We start from the raw sequence: 21,191 nt of genomic DNA, 5'->3' as shown, positions 1-21,191 counted from the left end.
GTTGTAAAGATCTCCCCGGTCTTGTCGAATGTGATTTTTATCCCACTTGTGGAGCCTATGACTTTCCTGAGTCATAGGTTTTTTTATTTCATGCCTTCAGCCATTCACGCGCGGCAGACTTCCCATACATTTTGTCTTAACCGTCGAAAATAATTCAGGCCGCCGGGGATTACAGAATCTTGATGACCTGGGTCGCGTCGTCTCCCGGTGAGTCGGAAGTCTCGGGATCAAAGTTTTTATACACGCGGCGAACCAGACTCAGCAATTGTTGATGTTCTGCGTCGCTGAGGCCCGAAATGCCGAGCTGGGTGAGTCGCTGACCTTCGCATTTCATGATATTTCGGATATGTGCGCCCTCGTCGGTCAGGGTCAGGCGTGTGCTGCGACGGTCCTGCGGATCGATATCGCTTATCAGCAACGCCTTGTCACGCAGGCCTTTTATCAGCCGCGCCAACTGCGCCTTGTCGCGTTCCATAAAGCGCGACAAATCGCCCTGAGTCGCGCCCGGAAAGCGGCCGACGTAACTCAGCACCTTGGCTTCCATATGGGTGATGTCATAGTGGCCATCACGCAGCATTTCAAACTGCCTCGCGCGGTAGCGATGCATAATCATGTGCATTATCCAAAGTACATCATCGTTGTGCGAGTCGTTCATTAGTTGACAATGTCTCCTATAAAATTGTAGATTGTTGATATTATCAACTAAGCGGAAACATCTTACCATGACCGACAACACAACCACTAGCCGCGTACAGCTTATCCGCCATGAAATCGTGCGCCGCACGCTGGACGTGGTCCGCGTTGAAGACATCAGCCCAAGTTTCAGGCGCATCACACTCTCCGGCGACTCTCTGGATACCTTCATCAGCGCGTCTTTCGACGATCACATCAAATTCTTCTTCGACAACGGGTCCGACGAACCGGCAAAGCGTGATTACACGCCACGAAGCTACAGCAACGAGAAAAAAGAGCTGGTGGTCGAATTTGCGATGCATGGCGAAGGTCCCGCCAATGCGTGGGCCGAAAACGTCAAAGTGGGTGATATCGCCAAAATCGCCGGGCCGCGCGGCTCTCGCGTGATCCCGATGGATTATGACTGGCAACTGATGTTTGGCGACGAAACCGCGTTTCCGGCCATCTCGCGCCGTCTTGAAGAGTTGCCGCACGCGGCGCGCGTCACCGTGGTGGCGCTGGCCAGCAATGCTCAGGATCGCCGGGAATTCCCGACGCAGGCCAAGGCAGAAATTATCTGGGTCGAGACTGCCGAACAGCTGGTCGAATGGGCCAAAGCTCATCAGCTTGCTGCGGGAGAAGGTTTTGTGTGGTGTGCGGCCGAGGCCTCAATCATCAAGGCGCTGCGCGCGATTTTCGTCGACGAGAAAGGCCACGACGTGAATGCCATCCGCACTTCCGCCTACTGGAAAATGCGCACCGCCGCATTCCACGAAGAAGTGCAATAAAGCGAACGCCGCTCGAAAAAGAAGGGCGATTCGTGTTTCAAAGCCGATCGCCCACCTTATTCTCTAGCCCTCGAGCAGGCTGACCATCGCTTTCTGATTGGCTGATGCTGCGCCCTTGCGCCACATCAGCCAGATTTTGATTTTCCCCATCTCCTCGCTCAACGGATAAACTTTTACCCCGCGCTTACCGGGCATGCTGGCAAGCATGCTGGCGGGCACCAGCGCCAGTCCGGCACCTGCCGTCACGCAGGCGACTATGCCGTGATAAGACTCCATTTCATAGATTTTGCCGGGCACGGCGTTGTCCTGCGCAAACCAGTTTTCGAACAACCGTCGATAAGAGCAGTTGGCGCGAAAGGCGTAGATAGTTGCGCCGGAAATGTCCTGCGCGCGGGTAACGGCGGGATGGTTGAGCGCCGAAATCAGCACCATCTCTTCATCGAATGCGGGTACGCCTTCGAGTTCGGGATGCCTGGGCGGTCCGTCAACAAAGGCGGCGCTATAATCGCCAGCCAGAATGCCGTCAATCATATCGCCCGACGGACCGGTCGACAGGTCGAGTTCGACATCGGGATAAGCCTGATGATAACGCGCCAGCACGGGGGAATGTGCACGGCGGCGCAGCTTTCAATGGCTCCGAGGGTAAAAATGCCGTTGGGTTTCTGCCCGGAAACGCTCTGTTTTGCCTCGTCGGCCAGCGCAAGAATACGTTTGGCATAGCCAAGAAAGGTTTTGCCAGGATCAGAGATATGCAGCCGCAGCTTTTCACGATGAAATAGCGGTGTGCCCAATTCTTCTTCCAACTGTTTTATACGGGTAGAAATATTTGACGGCACACGATGCAGTCGGTCGGCGGCCGCCGTCACGCTGCCTTCATCGGCTACCGCGACAAAGACTTCAAGCTGGGTTAAATCCACTGTGCTCTCCTCATCCGTCTATCCGCTTAACCTTCTCAAATCGAGACGGTTATTTTCATTATTATTCATTTTTCAATAGGCTTTAACAAGTCTAGTATGAGCGGCAGATAGCATTCATCCTCATTGTTAAAAGGTGGCTTAGATGACGAATTCAGCAACAGCAGCGCCAGCGGGCGCATTCTCCCGCAATCCGACCAATGGCGAATGGGTAAAACAGTATCCTTTCGCTACCCCGGCAGAGGTGGACGCCGCACTGCAAGGAACGCGCGATGCCTTTGACGCGTGGAAAAACAGCGCGATGAGCGATCGCGTCGCCTTGCTGCGCAACATCGCACAGGGTTTGAGAAACAATGCCCGTGCGCTGGGCGAGATGATGACGCTGGAGATGGGCAAACCTATCACTCAGGCGTTGGCCGAAGTCGAGAAGAGCGCCAAACTCTGTGAATGGTATGCCGATCAGGGTCCGGCGATGCTGGCACCCGAGCCGACGCTGGTTGAAAACGATAAAGCCTGGGTCAACTATTTGCCGCTGGGTCCCGTGTTGTCTGTGATGCCGTGGAACTTCCCGATTTGGCAGGTGCTGCGCGGTGCGATTCCTATCCTCCTCGCCGGTAACAGCTATCTGTTGAAACCTGCGCCAAATGTGATGGGTTGCGCCTATCTTTTGCGTGACGTTGTCACCGAGGCGGGCTGTCCTAAAGGGTTGTTCAACGTTTACAACGCCGATAACGCCGCGGTAGCCGAGAGCATCAAAGATGACCGCATAGCGGCCATTACGCTTACCGGCAGCGTGCGCGCAGGTGCGGCGATTGCGGCGATGGCCGGTGCCGCATTGAAAAAATGCGTGATGGAACTGGGCGGCTCCGATGCGTTTATCGTGTTGGCCGACGCCGATATCGATGCCGCCGTACAGGGCGCGATAGCGGGTCGATTCATGAATAATGGTCAGATTTGTATCTCTGCCAAACGTATTATCGTTGAAGAGTCTGTGATGGCCGAATTCACCGAAAAATTCGTGGCGGCGGTAAAAGCGTTGAAAATCGGCGATCCGCGTGACGAAAGCACCTACCTTGGCCCAATGGCGCGTTTTGACCTGCGCGATGAGCTGGACGGGCAGGTTAAGGCGACGCTGGCAGAAGGTGCGACGCTGTTGCTCGGCGGCGAGCCGATTTCAGGCGAGGGCAATTACTACGCGCCTACCGTGCTGGGCAACGTCAAGCCGGGAATGACCAGCTTCAAGCAAGAGTTATTCGGTCCCGTCGCCTCGCTGATTGTGGCCAAAGACGCCGCAGAAGCCGTCAGCATGGCCAACGATTCCGAGTTTGGTTTAGGCGGCAGCCTGTGGAGCCGTGACCTCGATGCGGCCAAGGCATTGGCCAAACAGATTTACACGGGCGGCATGTTCATCAACGCGCCAAGCTTCTCCGACCCACGCGTGCCTATCGGCGGTGTGAAGAAGAGTGGTTTCGGACGTGAACTGTCACACTTCGGGATCCGCGAGTTTACCAACCCGCAGACCCTGTGGGTTGAAGGGTAATCGACCGCGAGGTCAGCCCGTTTCCGCCAAGTATTGATAGCGGGGCGCGGGCGTTTTAGGTCGATTTCTCAAGGGCTACGCGCGAGTCGCCCCCTGAAATGTAAAAAAGCGCGGTGTTCAGTCGAGCACCGCGCTTTTTATTTCACGTCGTTTTGCCTTTAATCACTAATGTACTGCCAGCCTCAAACCCCACCGCCTATGGATTCCCAAAGCGTAATGCGATTTTCGAAGTCGGTCTGTTGCAGCGCCACCAAATCGAGCTGAGTCGACCACAACGTGCGTTGATCGGTGAGAACCGGTGAGGTAGTCGCCGGTGCCCACTTCATAACTGCGTTTTGCAATGTCGAAACTGCGCTGGGCGGAGGCAACGGCCTGCTGCTGGGCGTCCATTTGCTCGTCGAGGGTATTGCGGCGGGCAAGGGCGTTGGCGACATCCTCGAAAGCCGTTTGAATGGCTTTCTGGTAGGCGGCAATCAGGCCCTTCTTCTCTGCCTGCGCATAATGCAGTTGCGCAAGGTTGCTGCCGCCGGTAAACAGCGGCAATGAGACGCTGGGTGCAAACGACCATACATTGGCCCCGTGACTGAACAGGCTGGACAGCGAACTGCTGCCGACGCCCGCACTGGCGGTGAGGGAGATGGTCGGGAAGAAGTTGGCGCGTGCGGCCCCGATATCGGCGTTTTCGCTTTTGAGATTGTGCTCTGCTTCGATAACATCCGGGCGGCGCAGCAACAGCGTCGACGAGGTTCCGGCGGGCACGATGGCGATTGCCTGCGGCGAAAGGCTTTCGAGGGTGCCCGGTAGCAGGTTGTCGGGTACCGTTTCGCCGACCAGCAAATTCAGCGCATTGGTGTCTTGCGCAACCAGCGTTTGATAGCTCGCCACGCTGGCGCGCGCCTGTTGGTAGGTCGTCATGGCTTCACTCACGTCGCCTGCCGCCGCCGTCCCTTCCTTGAGCTGTAACTGCGTGATGCGCAGCGTATCGGCGGCGCTCGCCATCGTCTCCTGACCCAGCGCCAGATTGCTTTTATCGGCGGCAAGCGTAATCCAGGCGGTAGTGGTCTCGGAAACCAGCGTAATGCGGGTGTTTTGCGCCGTGGCTTCGCTGGCAAGCCAGGTCTCTTTGGCGGCGCGTGCCAGACTGCGATTGCGCCCGAACAGGTCGAGTTCAAAGCTGCTTACCGCGCCGTCGGCTTCTGACGAACTGCTCACGCCTTCCGACGCAGTGCGGGCGCGGGTGTGCGTCAATTCGGCGTCAACGGTCGGGAACAGCGAGGCGCGCTGCTCGCCGTACAGCGCCCGCGCAGCCTCGATATCGGCAATCGCTTCCTGCAAATCGCGGTTGCTGACCAGCGCCCGTTTCACCACGGCGTTGAGTCGTTGATCGGTCAACACATGCTGCCAGTCGGTCAACACGGTGTCGGCCGCCGCCGTCTTGCCCTGCTGCGGCCAGACGGCGGGGACTGCCGGTGCAGGCCGCTGATAATGGGGATCCAGCGAAATACAGCCTGCCAGCAGCATCGACAGGCTGATAATACTCAGGCGACAAAAAGATTTAGGCTGAAACATCCATTACTCCTCGGAAACATCGCGGCGAGTGAAGAAATGTTTCACCAGCACAAAGAAAAGCGGAACAAAGAAAATCGCCAGCAAGGTGGCCGTTACGGTGCCGCCGATAATGCCGGTACCTATCGCGATACGGCTATTGGCCCCGGCCCCGGTCGACAACGCCAGCGGCATGACGCCTGCAATAAATGCAATCGAGGTCATCAGAATAGGGCGCAGACGGGTTTTGGCCGCCGAAATGGCCGCCGCAGACAGCGTCATGCCCTGTTTGACCGCCGCTTCGGCAAACTCGACGATCAGAATGGCGTTTTTCGACGACAGGCCAATCGTGGTCAACAACGCGACCTGGAAATAGATATCGTTGTTGAGTCCGCGCAATGAAGCCGCCAGCGACGCGCCCAGAATGCCGAGCGGAATAACCAGAATGACCGAAAACGGCACGGACCAGCTTTCATAAAGCGCGGCCAGACACAGGAACACCACCATGATGGAAATGGCATACAGCACAAGGGTTTGCCCGCTGGCGAGCTGTTCCTGCAAGGACAGGCCGCTCCACGCGAAGGTCGAGCCTTTGGGCAGTTTGGCGGCGAGGTCGGCCATTTTATTCATTGCCGCGCCGGAGCTGTAACCGCTGGTATTTTCACCATCGATTTCAAAGGCGGTGACGCCGTTGTAGCGGGTCAGCGTTTGCGGGCCGTAGGTCCAGTGCGTGGTGGCGAACGCGGAGAACCGGCGTCATGACGCTGTCACCGCTGCTGTTGGTGCCCCGCACAAACCATTTGCCGAGATCGCCAGGCTGGGAACGGAACTGACTGTCGCCCATGATATAGACCTCTTTGACGCGGCCGCGGTCGATAAAGTCATCGACATAGGTTCCCCCCAGGCACTGCTCAGCGTCGCCGTGACATCGCTGAGATCAAGGCCCAGCGCCACGGCTTTATTGTTGTCGATATCGACTTTCAGCTGCGGCGTTTCAGGCAGATCGGCGGCTCGCACCGATTCGAGTTCGGGGCTTTTATTGGCGGCGGCAATCAACTGGTTGCGCATTTTCAGCAGATCGTCACGCGAGGTGCCGCCCGCCGACAGCAGCTCGAACGTAAAGCCGTTGCTTTGACCCATGCCCGAAACGGCAGGCGGGGTCATGGCAATTACCTGCGCATCGGTGACTTTGGCAAGATCCTGATTGGCGCGCTGGACAATAGCCTGTGCCGTATTGGCGTTGCCCGGCCGCTTGTCCCAGTCTTTGAGCGCCACAAACGCCATGCCGACGTTGTCGCCGTTACCGCTGAAGTTAAAGCCGGTTATCGAGAATACCGCTTCGGTATTGGCTTTTTCATGGGTCAGGAACCAGTTGGTCACCTCGGAATTGACCTGATTGGTCCGATTAACGGTCGCGCCCGCCGGCAGAGTAAACTGCACCATGACCTGCCCCTGATCTTCATTGGGCAGGAAACTGGTCGGCAGGTGCATCATCAACATGCCCATGGTCGCGGCAAGCGCGGCATAGACCACCATCATGATTGCCGGACGACGCAAACCCTTTAAAACGCCGTGTTTATAGCGATGCTCAGTACGGGAATAACCCCGGTTGAACGCGCCAAAGAAGCCTTTTTCATGGGGTTTGCTGTGACGAAGCAGCGAGCCGCACAACGCAGGCGTCAGGGTCAGCGCCACCACCACCGACAGGGCCATGGCCGAAATCAGCGTCACGGAAAACTGGCGATAAATCACCCCCGTCGAGCCACCGAAGAACGCCATCGGCAGGAAGACGGCAGACAGCACCACGGCAATGGCGACCAGCGCGCCCGAAATTTCGCCCATCGATTTTTCGGTCGCTGCACGGGCCTTGAGGCCTTCCTCGCTCATGATGCGTTCGACGTTTTCGACCACCACAATGGCGTCATCAACCAGTAGCCCGATGGCCAGCACCATGGCAAACAGCGTCAGCGTGTTGATGGTATACCCCAGCGCCGAGAGGACGCCAAAGGTGCCGAGCAGCACGACAGGCACCGCCAGTGCAGGGATCAACGTTGCACGAATATTTTGTAAAAACAGGTACATGACGGCGATAACCAGCGCAATCGCAATCAGGAGCGTCTCGACGACATCCTGAATGGAGAGCTTGATGAATTCGGTCGTGTCCTTGGGATAGGCGACGTCATAACCGGCGGGCATGCTGCTGCGATATTTCTCGATAGTGGCTTTGACGGCATTGGCGGTGTCGAGCGCATTGGCCCCCGCCGCCAGCATCACGGCCACCCCTGCGGCCGGATGACCATTCAGTCGCGAAGAGGCCACGTAATCCTGACTGCCCATCTCGACGCGGGCAACATCCCCAATACGCACCACGGAGCCATCGGCCTGACTTTTAACGATAATATTGCGGAACTGTTCCGGCGTCTGCAAACGCGATTCGGCCTGTACCGTGGCGGTTATCTGCTGCTGGGAAGAGGTCGGCGACGAGCCGATGCTGCCCGCCGAAAGCTGAATGTTCTGCGACGTAATGGCCGTTTCGACATCGGAGGGCATAAGCGAATAGGAGGCAAGCTTGGTCGGGTTCAGCCAGATACGCATGGCGTACTGGTTGCCGAACACGTTGAGATTACCCACACCCGCCACGCGCGCCAGCGGATCCTGCATATTACTGACCAGCCAGTCGGCAATGTCATTGCTGGTCGCCTTGTTGGTCTTGTCGTAGAGCGCCATGATCATCAGGAAGTCGGACTGCGACTTGGTGACGGTCAACCCGGCTTCCTGCACCTCTTCGGGCAGACGGGATTCGGCCTGTTGCAGTTTATCCTGAACCTGAACCTGCGCGGTGTCGGGATTGGTACCGAGTTTAAAACTGACGGTTATCTGCACCGTGCCGGAGGAGGAGCTGGTGGACGTGAAGTACAGCAGGTTGTCGAGGCCGGTGAGCTGTTGCTCGATGACCTGCGTAACACTGTTTTCAATCGTCTGGGCAGACGCGCCCGTATAGGTCGCCTTGATCCTTACGGAGGGCGGAGCGACTTCGGGATACTGCGCAACGGCCATTGACTTGATGGCAATAACGCCCGCCATCATGATGAGCAGGGCAATCACCCATGCAAAGACCGGGCGGCGAACAAAGAAACGCGAAAACATCAGGCGGCTCCTTGTTTCGTGTCGGTTGCGGCAGGCGTGGAGGTCGACGCGTTACCCAGCCGGGTTTCAACCGGTTTGACCGTATCCCCGGCATTCACTTTGGTGGTGCCTTCGACGATAACGCGGTCGCCGGAATTCAGGCCGCTGACGATGAGATAATCCTGTCCCGAACCGGTGGCGGTCACCACATTTCTCAGCACCACTTTATTGGTCGCATCGACCACCATCGCGGTGGCGTTGCCCTTGGGATCGCGAATAATCGCCTGTTGCGGCGCGAGCACGGCATTCTCGATCACGCCTTCATCCACATTGGCATGCACAAACATGCCGGGCAGCAGCAGGTGTTGCGGGTTCGGGAACACGGCGCGTAACGTCACGGAACCGGTCGCTTCGTCGACAGAGACTTCCGTCAGCTCCAGTTTGCCTTTTTCGGCGTAAGTAGAGCCGTCTTCCAGCGTCAATGTCACGCTGAGCGTATTGCTGTTGGTGGCGAGGGCGCGTTTACGCAGTTCCAGCAGGTCGACGCTCGAACGGGTAAGGTCAACATACATGCTGTCGAGGGCGGTGATGGTCGTGAGCGCCGTGGTCTGATCGGCGGTCACCAGAGCGCCGGGCGTCACGGTAGAGATGCCGATACGGCCAGAAATAGGGGCTGCCACGCGCGTCCAGTCGAGATTGATTTTGTCGGACTCGAGCGCGGCGGTTTTCTCGGCGACGCTGGCCTTGTCTTCACCGCAGGTGGCAGCGGCGTCTTCCGCATCCTGCTGCGACACGCCTTGTTCCTTGACCAGTATCGAATAGCGACGGGCTTTCTGGCAGTCGGCAATCACCAGCGCCCTGGCACTTTGCAGCGCCGCCGCAGCCTGATCGTACGTTGCCCTGTAACTGGACGGGTCGATTTGATACAGCGCCTGACCAGCCTTGACCTCGTCGCCTTCCTTGAACAGGCGACGCTGAATAATGCCGCCGACCTGAGGTAATACGCTCGATGTCAGGGTGGCAGTGGTTCGCCCCGTCAGGTCACTGGAATAGGTAAAGGGCCGGGCTTTCAGGGTTACGATGCCCACCTGCGTCGGCGCGGGTTTCTCCTGGGAGGACGGGGTGTCGTGGCAAGCGGTCAACCCCAAAAAGGTCAAGACACAAAGAGTGCGTAATGGCATAGCAAGAGTCCAAATAAAAAGTGTGGATTATTTCGGTGTGCAGACATTCACGACAAAGTGCCGATGTGCCGCACGCGCCTTTATTTTTGAAAAGGGTGAGGAGCAACCGTTTATCGTTAACGCGCATAATGAGCAGGGAGATCTTTCCCTATGCCGCCAGCGACGGTCTAGAAACGTGACGTTAATTAGCCATTTCATTGAAACAGATCTGCTTAAAATAAGTTTTTCCACGTTGCGATGATTCAAAGCCTAAAGTTTTCATCAAATTAAGGGGCGACATCTGCTCTGTGTTGGCAAAAGCGTCTTTACCAGGGCAATCATGCCATTCAGGTTGAAGATATCTTTGGCACCACGGGTGGTCAAGTCGTTACATGGCGAGAAAAATTTTTATAAAATATTGATTTTAAATACTATTTATCAATTGTGAGAATACTGTGAGGCAAGTTTGACGAGGAAGAATAAAGACAGGTCAATGCGATGTATCATTATGATTTATATCGTTTTACTGGCGAGCATGTAAAAGCGCCCGTCGCTGACGCTTTATGAATAAATTGATATTGTAAGCACTTCGAAAAGATTGCGTCTTTTTATCATCAAGAATAAAGACAAACATTATTAACCGTGAATTAGCTTGCGGTGAAATTAATAATCTCTACACACTTTGTTGCATGCACTGTAATAAATATTACCGCCGTCTTATAAAAGACTATGATTACTTTGTTTCAAACATCATATAATTATCGACAAATAACATCGCCCATCAAGGAAGGGTAATTATGATTTTAAAAAGATTTAATGGCTTGTGGCGGGCGACCGCGATGGTCTCGATGCTGATGATAAGCGGAGCGTCTTTCGCTGCTGCGCAACAAGATAACAGCACTCAACCTGTAACAAACCGTACTTCATCAAATGTAACTGCCGCCACACAGTCCGCCGGCATTGACTTGCCCGTGGTGAAACCGGTGATTCAATGTGCGGCATTGGCGCAAAACAGTCTCTCCGCTATCGGGGGCGCTGGCAGTCGCGTGACGTCGGCAAAGGAGGTCAACTACAATGGCGCGACCTTCTGCCAGATTGATGGCGAATTAAAGCCGACCATCGGGTTCCAGGTGCTGTTGCCGAAAGACAGCTGGATCCAGCGCTATATGCAGATTGGCTGCGGCGGTTTGTGCGGCACTATTGGTCTGCAAATTGGTGCGGCAGCCGGATGCACTCCGCTCAATGCCAACGGATTTGCCATAGCCGCAACCGACATGGGGCACAAGATGCAGGAAGCCGATTTCGGCAATCAGCCGCAAAAGCGTGTCGACTTCGCCTATCGCAGTCAGCATTTAACTGCGCAGGTCGCCAAACAGCTGATAAAGGCCTATTACGGCCAGTCACCCCACTATGCCTATTTCAACGGCTGTTCCGACGGTGGACGCGAAGCCTTGATGGAAGCACAGCGTTTTCCGCAGGATTTCAACGGCGTGATTGCCGGTGCGGCGGCGATGAACTTCCAGGTGCAGAATGCGGTCTATCATGCCTGGCAGGCACTCTCCAATACGGGTCCCGATGGCAAGGCGGTGATTGTGGCTTCACGTCTGCCGCTCATTCACAAGGCCGTACTGGCGCAGTGTGACGCAAAAGACGGGCAGGTCGATGGCCTGATTGCCGACCCGCAGAGTTGCCACTTTGATCCCGGGGTTTTGCGCTGCAAAGCCGGAACTCAGGATACGCAGCAATGCCTTTCCGCTGCCGAAATGGAGACGCTACAACGCCTTTATGACGGACCTCGAGATCCGCAGACGGGCGAGAAACTCACCCTAAGCGGCCCGATGCCGGGTTCCGAGCTGGCGTGGGCCGGGGTTTTTGTGCCCGAAAAGGCGGATGACCCGATTTTCAGCCAGATGATTGCGCTTTCTTCACTGAAATATCTGAACTACGTGAAAAATCCTTCCAGTGCATTCAGCCTCAAGGATGTGCAATTTACCAAAACGGCCTTTGCCGAACTGGCGAAACTGCATCCTTTATATGACGCCACCAATCCCGACCTGAAAGCGTTCAAAGACGCCGGAGGCAAGCTGATTATCTGGCATGGCTGGGCAGACCCGCATATCTCGCCGTTGAACTCCGTAGCCTATCATCAGGCTGTGGGCAGCGTAATGGGTGCCGCGAATCGCGATGCCTTCGAGCGCCTGTACGTGGTGCCGGGCATGCATCACTGCTCGGGTGGAGAGGGGCCGAGTCAGCTTGACTTGCTGACGCCGATGATGAACTGGGTCGAGAAGGGGCAGGCTCCGGATGCTGTCATTACCTATCAGGCGGCCAAAGAGGCGTCGACAAGCTTTGGTCAGCCGGGCGGCGGCAAGCCGATGCAAAAAGGCGGGGCAGACGGCAAAGCTTTGGGCGCGCCACCGAAGGGCATGAAGCCGATGGCGCAAGGCCTCAAGCTTGAAACGCTTGCGCCGAATGCGGCATCGCGACCGGTATATCCTTACCCTGATTACGCCGTTTACAGCGGCAAGGGCGATGTCAATGCCGCCTCGAGCTATGTGCGTAAACGTCTCGGCACCGTGCCGGAGAGCTATCACTGGCTGGGTGAAGATTTCTACAAGCCTTATAAATTCATGAATTAATCCTCCCCCTGAGTGACGCCTTTCTTTGTTGTCGAACAAGAAAGGCGTCACTGTTTTATCCCACGTCATAAAACCGTCATCTCCGCTCGCTAGCTTAATCCTTTCATCCGTTGCAACGATGCCGAGCGCCAGCCATCTGGCAGGAGAATGATGATGACCCTTTCACTCACCCCCGAACAGCAGCAGGCTCTGGGTAAAGTCAGTACGCTTTACACCGTTCCGTCTGTCGCGCAAGCCTTACACTCTTCCACCACGCTGCGCTTCGGGCTGATTGCCGACCCGCAATATGCCGATGCCGAGCCCGGCACGCATCATCCCCGTTATTACCGCAACAGTCTGTGTAAGCTCGACAGGGCTATCGCAGAACTCAACGATCACCGGCTTGATTTTGTCGTCACGCTAGGTGATATGGTCGATCGCGACTGGGCCAGTTTTGATGCCGTATTGCCGCTTTATGAAAATCTGCGCCATCCTCATGCGATGGTTATCGGCAATCACGATGCCCAGGTCATCAGCGAACACCTCGCCACACGGACTCCGGCCATCGGACTGCCGAAAAGCTATTACCAGTTCAGCCTGCCGGGCTATCGATTTATTGTGATCGACGGTAATGACCTGAGTCTTTACTGCACGGCAGGTAATGGCGAACAACGCCAGCAGGCGCAGGCCATGCTGAATCTGCTTGAGCAGGAAAAGCGTCCGCAGGCGCAGCCGTGGAATGGCGCGGTAGGACTGCGTCAGCTTGAATGGCTGGAAAATACGTTGCATCACGCACGCCTGCACCATGAAACCGTACTGGTGTTCGGACATTATCCGTTGGCACCCGAAAACAGGCATAACCTGTGGAACTGCGAGCAACTGGTCGAAATGCTCTGCCGCTATCAGGTCAGGGCCTATTTTGCGGGTCATGATCATGAGGGAAACTACGCCAGAATAGGCAACACGGATTTCATTACTCTCAAGGGAATGGTGGATGGGGCTGACCGCCTGCCATTTGCCAGAGTAGAAGTGAAAAACGGTGAGTTGACGGTAAACGGTTATGGACCCGAAATCAGCCGCGTTTTACCGCTTGAGACGCCGATTAACGCCTATTAACGCCGTCGAGGTACCTAAAACATCTCGGCTAGCCATTTGACTTAAAACGAAGAATTCCTAAAGTTGAAATTTGTTTAAAAATTCGGCAAAAAAACGGCATGGTGCTATTGCGTATGTAGCAGTACAGGAGTACAAATTTATTAACGTGATAAGCATCACGTTTGTGAAGCTAACCCTCATGGCAATTGTGATCTGTCCTATACTTTCTTTAGGGCACAAATTGGCGCCAATCCAGTGTTTGAGCGCTTTCGTTGCCCCGGATTGTTTGTTTTAAGATGCCATATTGTATTTTAAAAGAGAGTGTATCAGGTGAAAAGGGCTGTAACGACATTCAATCAAATGCTAGGAGGAGGGAGAAATAATGTCTGAATATCATTATTTGCTTCTAGGCGGAAGCCGCCACGGACAAAAACATGTCGATGAAAATCACCAATTTTCCCTGTTCTTCCGCGGAGACGAAGCGGACGAGTTGGCGCAGGCAAAGGCAGAACTGTATGGCGTACAGAATGAACGCTATAAAGTCTGCCCCGAGAAATGTGCAGACGGTAATTGGTATCTGATTGGTTATTGCGGCTCGTGCCCCGAGATACCTATCGACGAGAAAACGAACTTGTTGATCGATAGAAACATCAAACCGATGATGTAAGTTCTAAAAGAAAGTGTTAAACGAAACCTCGCGACTGCGGGGTTTTTTGCTTTTTGGGTATCATGGAGTGAAGTGTCCCGCACTTTAAGAGTGCGGGATTAAAAGGTGCGGGAATCAGATAACATCAAGCAGTCACGTTCTCCACGCGCTGTGCCGTGGCCGAGGCGAACTGGTTTTCCGGTTCGCGCAGACCCAGGTGATCGCGAAGCGTCGTGCCGCTGTAGTCGGTGCGATAAAGCCCACGCTGTTGCAGAATCGGGATAACCTGCTCGACAAAATCGTCAAACGCCGTTGGCGTACCGCCGCGCACGATAAAACCATCGGTCGCGCCGAACGTGAACCAGTGCTCGAAACCGTCGGCGACATCCTCTGCCGTGCCCAGAAACGACGGCCGCGGCGTAGCGGCTTCCAGCGCCGCCTGACGCAGCGTCAAACCGCGCGCTCTGGCATTGTTCTTGATTTCGTCGGTGGTGCTGCGGAAACTGTTTTGCCCCAGATCACCGATTTCCGGGAAGGGCGCATCGAGGTCATGCTGGCTAAAATCGTAATGTTCGAAATAACGCCCCAGATACTCCAGCGCTTTCTCCACCGTAACCAACTGCGCGGTCTGCTGATATTGCTTCTCGGCGTCTTCCACGCTGTCGCCGATAATGACGCTGGTGCCCTGAAAAATGCGAATATCCTCTTCGCTGCGTCCACGCGCTACCAGCTGTCGTTTCACATCCTGATAGAAGGCGCGCGCCAGTTCCGGCGTTTCCTGACGTGTATAGATAGCGTCGGCCGCTTCGGCGGCAAAGGCTTTGCCCTGTTCGGAAGCACCGGCCTGAAACACAATTGGGCGACCCTGCGGCGACCGGCCGACATTCAGCGGGCCTTGTACCGAATAGTATTTCCCCTGATGGTTCAACGTATGCAGCTTGGTTGAGTCAAAAAACTCGCCGCTGGCCTTGTTGCGTACAAACGCATCTTTTTCCCAGGAATCCCACAGTCCTTTTGTCACCTGCAAGTATTCGCTGGCAATGCGGTAACGTTCGTCATGCTCCGGATGCTTGTCACGGGAGAAGTTTTTGGCCGAACCTTCAAGGGGGAAGTCACCACATTCCAGCCTGCGCGACCGCCGCTCAAATGGTCGAGGCTGGCAAACTGGCGGGCGACAGTGAAAGGCTCGCTGTAGGAGGTCGAAAGCGTCGCCACCAGACCTATCTTTTGAGTGACAAGCGACAGCGCCGACAGCAGGGTGAGTGGCTCGAAGCGATTAAGAAAATGCGGGATGGATTGCGCGGTGATGTAAAGCCCGTCCGCAACGAACAGGAAATCGAATTTGGCCTGCTCGGCCTTTTTCGCCAGTTGCTGGACAAACTCGACGTTGATGCTGGCGTCGGCGACGGCATCGGGGTGTCGCCACGCGGACATATTGCCCGACGGGCCTTGAATGATTGCGCCAAGACGCAGTTGTCTTTTGTTACTCATGATGTTTCCTTTGGCAAGGGTCAGGCGAATTAGACAAGCACACGAGAGTCGGCGAAAGTGCGCACAGATTCTTGCTGTTCGTGCTCCCCATAGACTTCCGCATTGAGGATTTTGCGCAGATAAACCAGCTCCACACCCAGCGGATTGATGGCGGTATGAAACGCCTCGTAGCCTCGACGCTGATAGAGGGCGGTCAACCACGGATGACGAATGGCGGTGGCAAGATACACGGCAGGCGCCTTGAGCGTGTCGCGCAGGACTGTCTCTTCGACGTAACCGATAATTTTTGCGCCGTAACCTTGCCCCTTGGCCTGCTCGTGAACGGCAAACCAGTGAATAAACGGCCAGGGGGCAGGCGAGGCGTGATGCGAGAGGGTCCACGGAAAACGCACGGTCGCAGTGGCCGTGATACCGAGTTCCGTTTCGAGCACAAAGGTGCTTTCCCTGCGCAGTACATCCCGCACCTCATCGACGCTGGCGCGGGTAATCGTAAAGTTGATATTGTGTTCCTGAAGCGAGGCGTAGGCCTTTTGCAGCATGGCGTGCAGTTCGGCGGCATCGGCTTCGGTAGCAAGACGAATGTTTTCGCTCATCGGCGACTCCTCAGGCCAGCGCAACGCTGGCGGTGGCAATCAGTTCCAGCGATCGCAGGCGGGCCTGCGGTTGCGTCACGGGTGAATCGATCACGAACTCTTCCACCCCATATCTGGCCTGTAGCGCTTCGAGTTGCTGGTGCACCTCTTCGCCGGTTCCGGCTATTACGGAAGACTTGCGCTCTTCAATCTGGTGCGAGGCGGCTTTCGACTGGCGAATATAGGCATCGGCCTGCTCCAGACTGCCCACATTGACCCGCTGACCGTCGCTTGCGACCACGCGGTAAAGCTGGCCTTCGCCTACTAGTTTCCTGGCCTGCGCGGTGGTATCGGCGGCAATGACCGGCACGGCGAGGATGGCGCGGCGGCCATTGCTGTCGTGCGTATAGGCGGAAAGCGCGCGGGAAATATCGCGTTCGTCGGCATTCAGATGAGCGGCAAAGACAAAGCTCCAGCCGAGTCGGGCTGCAAGACGCGCGCTCTCTTCGCTTGCGCCAAGCAGAAAGCGGGATGCCGTTTGCGGCGGTTGCGGGGTGACGGAAAGCGTGTCGCCGTTCTGTTCCCGAACCGGGACGGAAAGCCAGTCATCCAGCAGTTTCAGCTGTTCGGCAAACTCGCCCTTGCGCGCAGGATCGACGGCATACTGCAAGGCGTGTGTAGACAGCGGCAGGCCGCCCGGCGCTTTGCCGATACCCAAATCGACGCGGCCCGGCGCGAGTGACGCCAACTGATTAAAGTTTTCGGCCACTTTGAAGGGACTGTAATGTTGCAACATTACACCGCCCGAACCGACGCGCAATGTTCGGGTATGCGCCAGAATCCAGGCGATAACGATTTCGGGTGAGGAGATGGCCAGCTTGTCGGTATTATGATGCTCGGCAAGCCAGAAACGGTGATAACCCCATTTCTCGGCCTTTTGCGCCAGTTCCAGCGTACGTTTTAGTGCCCCGGCGGCGTCCTCGTTGTCGTCAATCGGGCTTTTATCCAGCAAACTTAAACGGTATCCCATCTTTTTTCCTTAATTAGGCTCGGGTAATACCGGCGATTATTGAGTTCGGGACAAGCCTAAGTAAAACAACAATAGTTGCTATCAAGTTGCGCAAAATGGATTAGCAAAAGGGCACGCGGTTTGCGGGGCGGGGGATTTACGATAAAGTTGTCGCCACTCTCCTTTAAGGGCTCAATGTTCAAGATGACGGATTCTCTCTTTGATGCGCTCGACAGCGCATTTGCACAGCAATTGCTGGCGCTCGCGCGCACCCTGAAGCTGGACCCGCAGGTGCCCGAAAATCAGGTGCTGGATCGCGTGGCATTAAGCTTTCGCAAACTGCTGAATTATCTGGCGCAGCATGAGGAGGCTACGGCGCGCGTATTGCTGGCTTACCCCGCACGTCACGATATCAGGGCGCAGCTTGTGGCCATCATGCAGGAAAACTGGCAGCAGGCACAGGAGACGTGCATCTTCCGTAAAGATATTCCTATCGCGCTACTGGCCGAACTGTTTACCGCAATGCTGCTGCAACTGGCGCAATTGCCCGCCGACGCGGCAACGCGCCACCAGCAAAGTCTGGCGGCAACGCGGCTATTTTGTGAAGGGGTCTGGCTGGGCGGCGAATAGGGGCTGCACGGCAAGAAGAGGTTGAAGCTTGACGTTGAACCCGAACGGTTATTCGCCTGAGTAATAGGGGCCCTTTGCGAGCGAATCCCGCACAATCAATTCCCCCGCGAAAGGCTGGGGGGCATCGACGACATGGCCTTCCATCCTGTCCACCAGCTGTTTCAACGTGGTTTTTATCATCTCGGCACGCGGCACTCGCACGCTGCTAAGTGACGGAATCACATAAGACGCCATGGTAATGTCGTCGAAGCCGACCAGCGAAACATCCTGCGGAATACGTTTACCGGCGGCGTGCAGCTGTCTGGCTGCGCCGATCGCCATATCGTCATTGCTCGCCACCAGCGCCGAGAACGCGAGGCCGCGTTCGAGCAGCGTTTTCGCCGCCATTACGCCGCATTCCGGCGTCCAGCGACCTTCGACCACCCACGGTTCGCGAAACGCTATCCCGTTGGCCTCGAGCGCCTGCCGATAACCGGCAAGACGGCTGCCGGCCGACGGCGAGCCACTAATGCCGCTGATAAAGGCAATATCGCGATGTCCTTGCTGAATCAGGTAGTTCACCGCATCGAAACTGTATTTCTGGTGGTCGGCATAGACGCAGTGCTGCGAGGCCTGCTCAAGACGGCGATTGACCACGATAATCGGCTTGGGGGCATTGTCGATAATGTCGGTGAGTTCGTCGGCATCAAGAAAACGCGGATACACAATCAGCCCGCCGCAACGCAGGTCGAGCAGAAATTCGATAGCCTGGCGCTCTTCCGCCGCGCTGTGTTTGCCGTCGGCCAGCACCAGCTGTCGGCCATAGCTCTCTGTCAGCGTCGCGGTCTGAAACAGTAATTCGTTGAAATAGGGGCCGTTATACAGCGTGTTGCTGACCATCAGGCCAATACTTTGTGACTTGTTGGTCGCGAGGTTGCGCGCCAGCAGGTTGGGGCGATAGCCCGTTTCTTCGACCGCCTTGAAAACGCGGTCGCGCGTCGTTTTGCTGACATAACTGTTGCCTGCCAGAACGCGAGAAACCGTGGCTTTTGATACGCCCGCCTTATTGGCGACATCGAGCATGGTTATCATTAATAAATTTCCGTTACTGCGTTTTGCATCACACTATCGTACCTTGTTATTTAAGTTACTCACAGTGCATTCCCTCGCGTCCTTAATAATTTCTTTACGAAAAGCGGGAGATAAATTTAAAAACTCCGCTTCTCGCTCGTCGATTAATTCGTTATGCATTCCGTTAAAAAAGAAATAATTCATCGTTAATACTATTCCCAATAATCGATAATTCCATCGATTAACATGATTAATTAACGTCGACATGAACATTCGCGATCGCCATCACAAAGCGAAACAACTAATCTGAAACCGGTTGCAGTTATCTCTCTCGCTTGTATATTTTAATTCAAACACTACGCCGAGGGATAAACGATGAATAAGATCTTACTGTGCTGTGCCGCCGGAATGTCCACCAGTATGCTTGTCCAGCGCATGGAAAAATATGCCGCGCAAAACCATATCGACGTCGAAATCAACGCCATTGCGTTCGATGAATTCAGTGAGCAGATCCCGCACTATGATATCTGCCTGCTGGGTCCGCAAATCAAATACAAACTGGCTGAATTCAAGGCCATCGCCGATGAACTCCACAAACCTGTCGCCGTTATCAACATGATGGATTACGGCATGATGAACGGTGAGAAAATCCTTAACGACTCACTGAAAATGATCACCTCGGAAGAGGCAAAATAATGAGCACAATCAGTGAGTCATTGTTCGGCGTCATTGAAAACAGGATAAGCCCGATTGCGGCAAAGCTTTCAAGTCAACGCCATGTCGTCGCGATTAAAGACGGTTTTATCTCCTCGATGCCGTTTCTTATCGTCGGTTCTTTCATGCTGCTGTTTGCCCATCCGCCTTTTAGCGCAACCAGCGACTGGGCCTTTGCGCAGTGGTGGCTGGGCATGGTCGAACGCCATACCTCACAGATAATGATGCCCTATAATATGACGATGGGCATTATGGCGGTCTATATTGCCGCCGCCATTGCCTATAATCTGGCGCAGAGTTATAAAATGAATGGCTTTATGGCAGCAATGCTGTCGTTAATGGCGTTTCTGGTCGTCGCCTCACCGCAAAATAATGGCGCGTTGCCGGTAGGGTCGCTGGGTGGCGAAGGGATTTTTACCGCCATATTAGTCAGTCTTTACGCGACCGAATTAATGCATTTTCTGCATAAACATAATATCGGATTTAAACTTCCCGAGCAGGTGCCGCCCAAAATTCGGCAATCCTTCGACCTGCTGATTCCCATACTGGCTATTTTCATTACCCTGTTCCCGTTAAGCCTATTTATCCAGCATCAGTTCGGCCTGTTATTGCCGCAGGCGATTATGGCGATATTCGCGCCGATCATTTCTGCCTCCGACTCGTTGCCTGCAATATTGATTGCGGTGCTGCTCTGCCATCTGCTGTGGTTTGCCGGTATTCACGGCGCGGTGATTGTGGGCGGGATTTTACAGGCTTTCTGGCTGACCAACCTCGGGATTAACCAGCAGGCATTAAATGCCGGACAACCTATAACCCAGATTTTCATCGAACCTTTCTGGCAGTTCTTCATCGTCGTGGGCGGTTCCGGTTCCACCATGGGATTGGTCTTCCTGTATCTGCGCAGTCGGTCGGCGCATCTGCGCTCGATTGGCAAACTCGGACTCGTGCCCAGCATGTTCAACATCAACGAACCGGTGATTTTCGGCTCGCCGGTCGTCATGAACCCGCTGCTGTTTATTCCGTTTATCACGGCCCCGCTGGTGAATGCCGTTATCGCCTATACCGCCACCCGCACTCATCTGGTCAATCACGTGATTTCGCTCGCCCCGTGGACAACGCCCGGTCCTATCGGCGCGGCCTGGTCTACGGGCTGGGACGTGCGCGCGATAGTTCTTGTCGGCGTGCTGCTGTGCGTCTCCACGCTTATTTATTATCCCTTCTTCAAAATGTATGAAAAACAGCTGATTGAGCAGGAAGAGCCTGCACTGCAACCGGTGGAGAACTGAATATGGAACTTGAAAACGTCATCATGGAACTGATTATCCACGCCGGAGAGTCCCGTTCCTGCTCGATGGAGGCGCTGCGAGCGGCGCGTGCCCATGATTGGGCGCTGGCCGACCAGCATCTGACGGCGGCAAAGGTGGCCGCCCGAGAGGCGCATCTGATTCAGACCCGCCTTATCGGTGCCGATGAAGGTGTGGGCAAAATTCCCGTCAGCCTGATTCTGGTTCATGCGCAGGACCATTTAATGAACGCCATGCTCTGTCGTGAACTCGCCGAAGAGATGATTCATCTGCACCGCGAAATTTCGGTATTGAAAAACCGCTAATCAAGGAGAACG

14 protein-coding genes and 4 pseudogenes are annotated in these 21,191 nt (G+C 55.2%); 9 read left to right on the top strand and 9 right to left on the bottom strand.

The genetic code is table 11. The features are described 5' to 3' along the window. Positions 1 to 169: 169 nt before the first annotated feature. Positions 170 to 613 (bottom strand): MarR family winged helix-turn-helix transcriptional regulator, encoded by a 444-nt coding sequence (locus O1V66_RS07415; protein WP_241481400.1) that lies wholly within the window; start codon positions 611 to 613, stop codon positions 170 to 172. Between the two features lie 109 nt (positions 614 to 722). Between O1V66_RS07415 and O1V66_RS07410 the strand changes: the two genes are divergently transcribed. After that, a complete protein-coding gene (locus O1V66_RS07410) occupies positions 723 to 1,460 on the top strand; it encodes a siderophore-interacting protein (RefSeq protein WP_045047797.1) in 738 nt (245 codons plus the stop codon). 63 nt (positions 1,461 to 1,523) lie between these two features. On the opposite strand, the pseudogene ptrR reads toward O1V66_RS07410, so the two are convergent. Continuing rightward, positions 1,524 to 2,377, bottom strand: a pseudogene (ptrR, locus tag O1V66_RS07405) (putrescine utilization regulator PtrR). A gap of 142 nt (positions 2,378 to 2,519) precedes the next feature. Between ptrR and O1V66_RS07400 the strand changes: the two are divergent. Beyond that, entirely contained in the window at positions 2,520 to 3,914 is a 1,395-nt protein-coding gene (locus O1V66_RS07400) for an NAD-dependent succinate-semialdehyde dehydrogenase (protein ID WP_045047799.1), read from the top strand. A gap of 182 nt (positions 3,915 to 4,096) precedes the next feature. On the opposite strand, the pseudogene O1V66_RS07395 reads toward O1V66_RS07400, so the two are convergent. The 3 genes and pseudogenes from O1V66_RS07395 to O1V66_RS07385 all read right to left on the bottom strand — a co-directional run bounded on the left by O1V66_RS07395 (position 4,097) and on the right by O1V66_RS07385 (position 9,766). Beyond that, a pseudogene (locus O1V66_RS07395) lies at positions 4,097 to 5,483 on the bottom strand (efflux transporter outer membrane subunit). A gap of 3 nt (positions 5,484 to 5,486) precedes the next feature. After that, a pseudogene (locus O1V66_RS07390) lies at positions 5,487 to 8,606 on the bottom strand (efflux RND transporter permease subunit). Then, positions 8,606 to 9,766 carry an efflux RND transporter periplasmic adaptor subunit gene (locus O1V66_RS07385; protein ID WP_045047802.1) on the bottom strand — a complete coding sequence of 387 codons (1,161 nt, stop codon included), beginning with the start codon at positions 9,764 to 9,766 and terminating at the stop codon, positions 8,606 to 8,608. Before O1V66_RS07385 ends, O1V66_RS07390 begins: the two are co-directional and overlap by 1 nt. A 776-nt stretch (positions 9,767 to 10,542) precedes the next feature. On the opposite strand from O1V66_RS07385, the gene O1V66_RS07380 reads away from it, so the two are divergent. The 3 genes from O1V66_RS07380 to O1V66_RS07370 all read left to right on the top strand — a co-directional run bounded on the left by O1V66_RS07380 (position 10,543) and on the right by O1V66_RS07370 (position 14,125). After that, the gene (locus O1V66_RS07380; RefSeq protein ID WP_052673411.1) at positions 10,543 to 12,384 is read left to right on the top strand and encodes a tannase/feruloyl esterase family alpha/beta hydrolase; all 1,842 of its coding nucleotides are present in this window, start codon (positions 10,543 to 10,545) and stop codon (positions 12,382 to 12,384) included. Positions 12,385 to 12,531: 147 nt separating this feature from the next. Continuing rightward, entirely contained in the window at positions 12,532 to 13,479 is a 948-nt protein-coding gene (locus O1V66_RS07375; protein ID WP_187329803.1) for a metallophosphoesterase, read from the top strand. Between the two features lie 361 nt (positions 13,480 to 13,840). Then, complete coding sequence (locus O1V66_RS07370; protein ID WP_045047804.1) at positions 13,841 to 14,125, top strand: hypothetical protein; 285 nt, start codon at positions 13,841 to 13,843, stop codon at positions 14,123 to 14,125. A 124-nt stretch (positions 14,126 to 14,249) separates the two neighbouring features. Here the strand turns inward: O1V66_RS07370 and O1V66_RS07365 are convergent. The 3 genes and pseudogenes from O1V66_RS07365 to O1V66_RS07355 form a co-directional block, all read right to left on the bottom strand. Next, positions 14,250 to 15,595: pseudogene (locus O1V66_RS07365) on the bottom strand (LLM class flavin-dependent oxidoreductase). Positions 15,596 to 15,624: 29 nt separating this feature from the next. Continuing rightward, positions 15,625 to 16,188 carry a GNAT family N-acetyltransferase gene (locus O1V66_RS07360; RefSeq protein WP_045047806.1) on the bottom strand — a complete coding sequence of 188 codons (564 nt, stop codon included), beginning with the start codon at positions 16,186 to 16,188 and terminating at the stop codon, positions 15,625 to 15,627. Between the two features lie 10 nt (positions 16,189 to 16,198). Continuing rightward, positions 16,199 to 17,197: an LLM class flavin-dependent oxidoreductase gene (locus O1V66_RS07355; protein WP_045047807.1), complete on the bottom strand. Its 999-nt coding sequence runs from the start codon at positions 17,195 to 17,197 to the stop codon at positions 16,199 to 16,201. A 183-nt stretch (positions 17,198 to 17,380) separates the two neighbouring features. Here O1V66_RS07355 and O1V66_RS07350 point away from each other — a divergent pair, with 183 nt between their 5' ends. Next, positions 17,381 to 17,806 carry a hypothetical protein gene (locus O1V66_RS07350; RefSeq protein WP_045048200.1) on the top strand — a complete coding sequence of 142 codons (426 nt, stop codon included), beginning with the start codon at positions 17,381 to 17,383 and terminating at the stop codon, positions 17,804 to 17,806. Between the two features lie 48 nt (positions 17,807 to 17,854). Here O1V66_RS07350 and O1V66_RS07345 read toward each other — a convergent pair whose 3' ends face one another. Beyond that, positions 17,855 to 18,877, bottom strand: a complete 1,023-nt coding sequence (locus O1V66_RS07345; RefSeq protein ID WP_045047808.1) for a LacI family DNA-binding transcriptional regulator — start codon at positions 18,875 to 18,877, stop codon at positions 17,855 to 17,857. Positions 18,878 to 19,231: 354 nt separating this feature from the next. On the opposite strand from O1V66_RS07345, the gene O1V66_RS07340 reads away from it, so the two are divergent. Genes O1V66_RS07340 through O1V66_RS07330 form a run of 3 tightly spaced genes read left to right on the top strand, consistent with a single transcriptional unit; the run spans position 19,232 to position 21,179 of the window. Then, a complete protein-coding gene (locus O1V66_RS07340) occupies positions 19,232 to 19,552 on the top strand; it encodes a PTS sugar transporter subunit IIB (protein WP_045047809.1) in 321 nt (106 codons plus the stop codon). Then, positions 19,552 to 20,856 (top strand): PTS sugar transporter subunit IIC, encoded by a 1,305-nt coding sequence (locus O1V66_RS07335; protein WP_045047810.1) that lies wholly within the window; start codon positions 19,552 to 19,554, stop codon positions 20,854 to 20,856. The genes O1V66_RS07340 and O1V66_RS07335 overlap by 1 nt, the downstream gene beginning before the upstream one ends. 2 nt (positions 20,857 to 20,858) lie before the next feature. After that, the gene (locus tag O1V66_RS07330; protein WP_045047811.1) at positions 20,859 to 21,179 is read left to right on the top strand and encodes a PTS lactose/cellobiose transporter subunit IIA; all 321 of its coding nucleotides are present in this window, start codon (positions 20,859 to 20,861) and stop codon (positions 21,177 to 21,179) included. Positions 21,180 to 21,191 lie beyond the last annotated feature (12 nt).

It is taken from the genome of Rouxiella chamberiensis (genome assembly GCF_026967475.1).
Lineage (GTDB): Bacteria > Pseudomonadota > Gammaproteobacteria > Enterobacterales > Enterobacteriaceae > Rouxiella > Rouxiella chamberiensis.
Note: the sequence above shows the minus strand (reverse complement) of the source record. Positions and strands in the feature narration are given on the sequence as shown.

Bases quoted from the DNA above. Each gene is read 5' to 3' on its own strand.
- O1V66_RS07340 (WP_045047809.1), top strand. From the start codon at position 19,232: ATGAATAAGATCTTACTGTGCTGTGCCGCCGGAATGTCCACCAGTATG.
- O1V66_RS07335 (WP_045047810.1), top strand. From the start codon at position 19,552: ATGAGCACAATCAGTGAGTCATTGTTCGGCGTCATTGAAAACAGGATA.
- O1V66_RS07345 (WP_045047808.1), bottom strand. From the start codon at position 18,877: ATGATAACCATGCTCGATGTCGCCAATAAGGCGGGCGTATCAAAAGCC.
- O1V66_RS07360 (WP_045047806.1), bottom strand. From the start codon at position 16,188: ATGAGCGAAAACATTCGTCTTGCTACCGAAGCCGATGCCGCCGAACTG.
- O1V66_RS07410 (WP_045047797.1), top strand. From the start codon at position 723: ATGACCGACAACACAACCACTAGCCGCGTACAGCTTATCCGCCATGAA.
- O1V66_RS07380 (WP_052673411.1), top strand. From the start codon at position 10,543: ATGATTTTAAAAAGATTTAATGGCTTGTGGCGGGCGACCGCGATGGTC.
- O1V66_RS07355 (WP_045047807.1), bottom strand. From the start codon at position 17,197: ATGGGATACCGTTTAAGTTTGCTGGATAAAAGCCCGATTGACGACAAC.
- O1V66_RS07375 (WP_187329803.1), top strand. From the start codon at position 12,532: ATGATGATGACCCTTTCACTCACCCCCGAACAGCAGCAGGCTCTGGGT.
- O1V66_RS07415 (WP_241481400.1), bottom strand. From the start codon at position 613: ATGATTATGCATCGCTACCGCGCGAGGCAGTTTGAAATGCTGCGTGAT.
- O1V66_RS07350 (WP_045048200.1), top strand. From the start codon at position 17,381: ATGACGGATTCTCTCTTTGATGCGCTCGACAGCGCATTTGCACAGCAA.
- O1V66_RS07330 (WP_045047811.1), top strand. From the start codon at position 20,859: ATGGAACTTGAAAACGTCATCATGGAACTGATTATCCACGCCGGAGAG.
- O1V66_RS07370 (WP_045047804.1), top strand. From the start codon at position 13,841: ATGTCTGAATATCATTATTTGCTTCTAGGCGGAAGCCGCCACGGACAA.
- O1V66_RS07400 (WP_045047799.1), top strand. From the start codon at position 2,520: ATGACGAATTCAGCAACAGCAGCGCCAGCGGGCGCATTCTCCCGCAAT.
- O1V66_RS07385 (WP_045047802.1), bottom strand. From the start codon at position 9,766: ATGCCATTACGCACTCTTTGTGTCTTGACCTTTTTGGGGTTGACCGCT.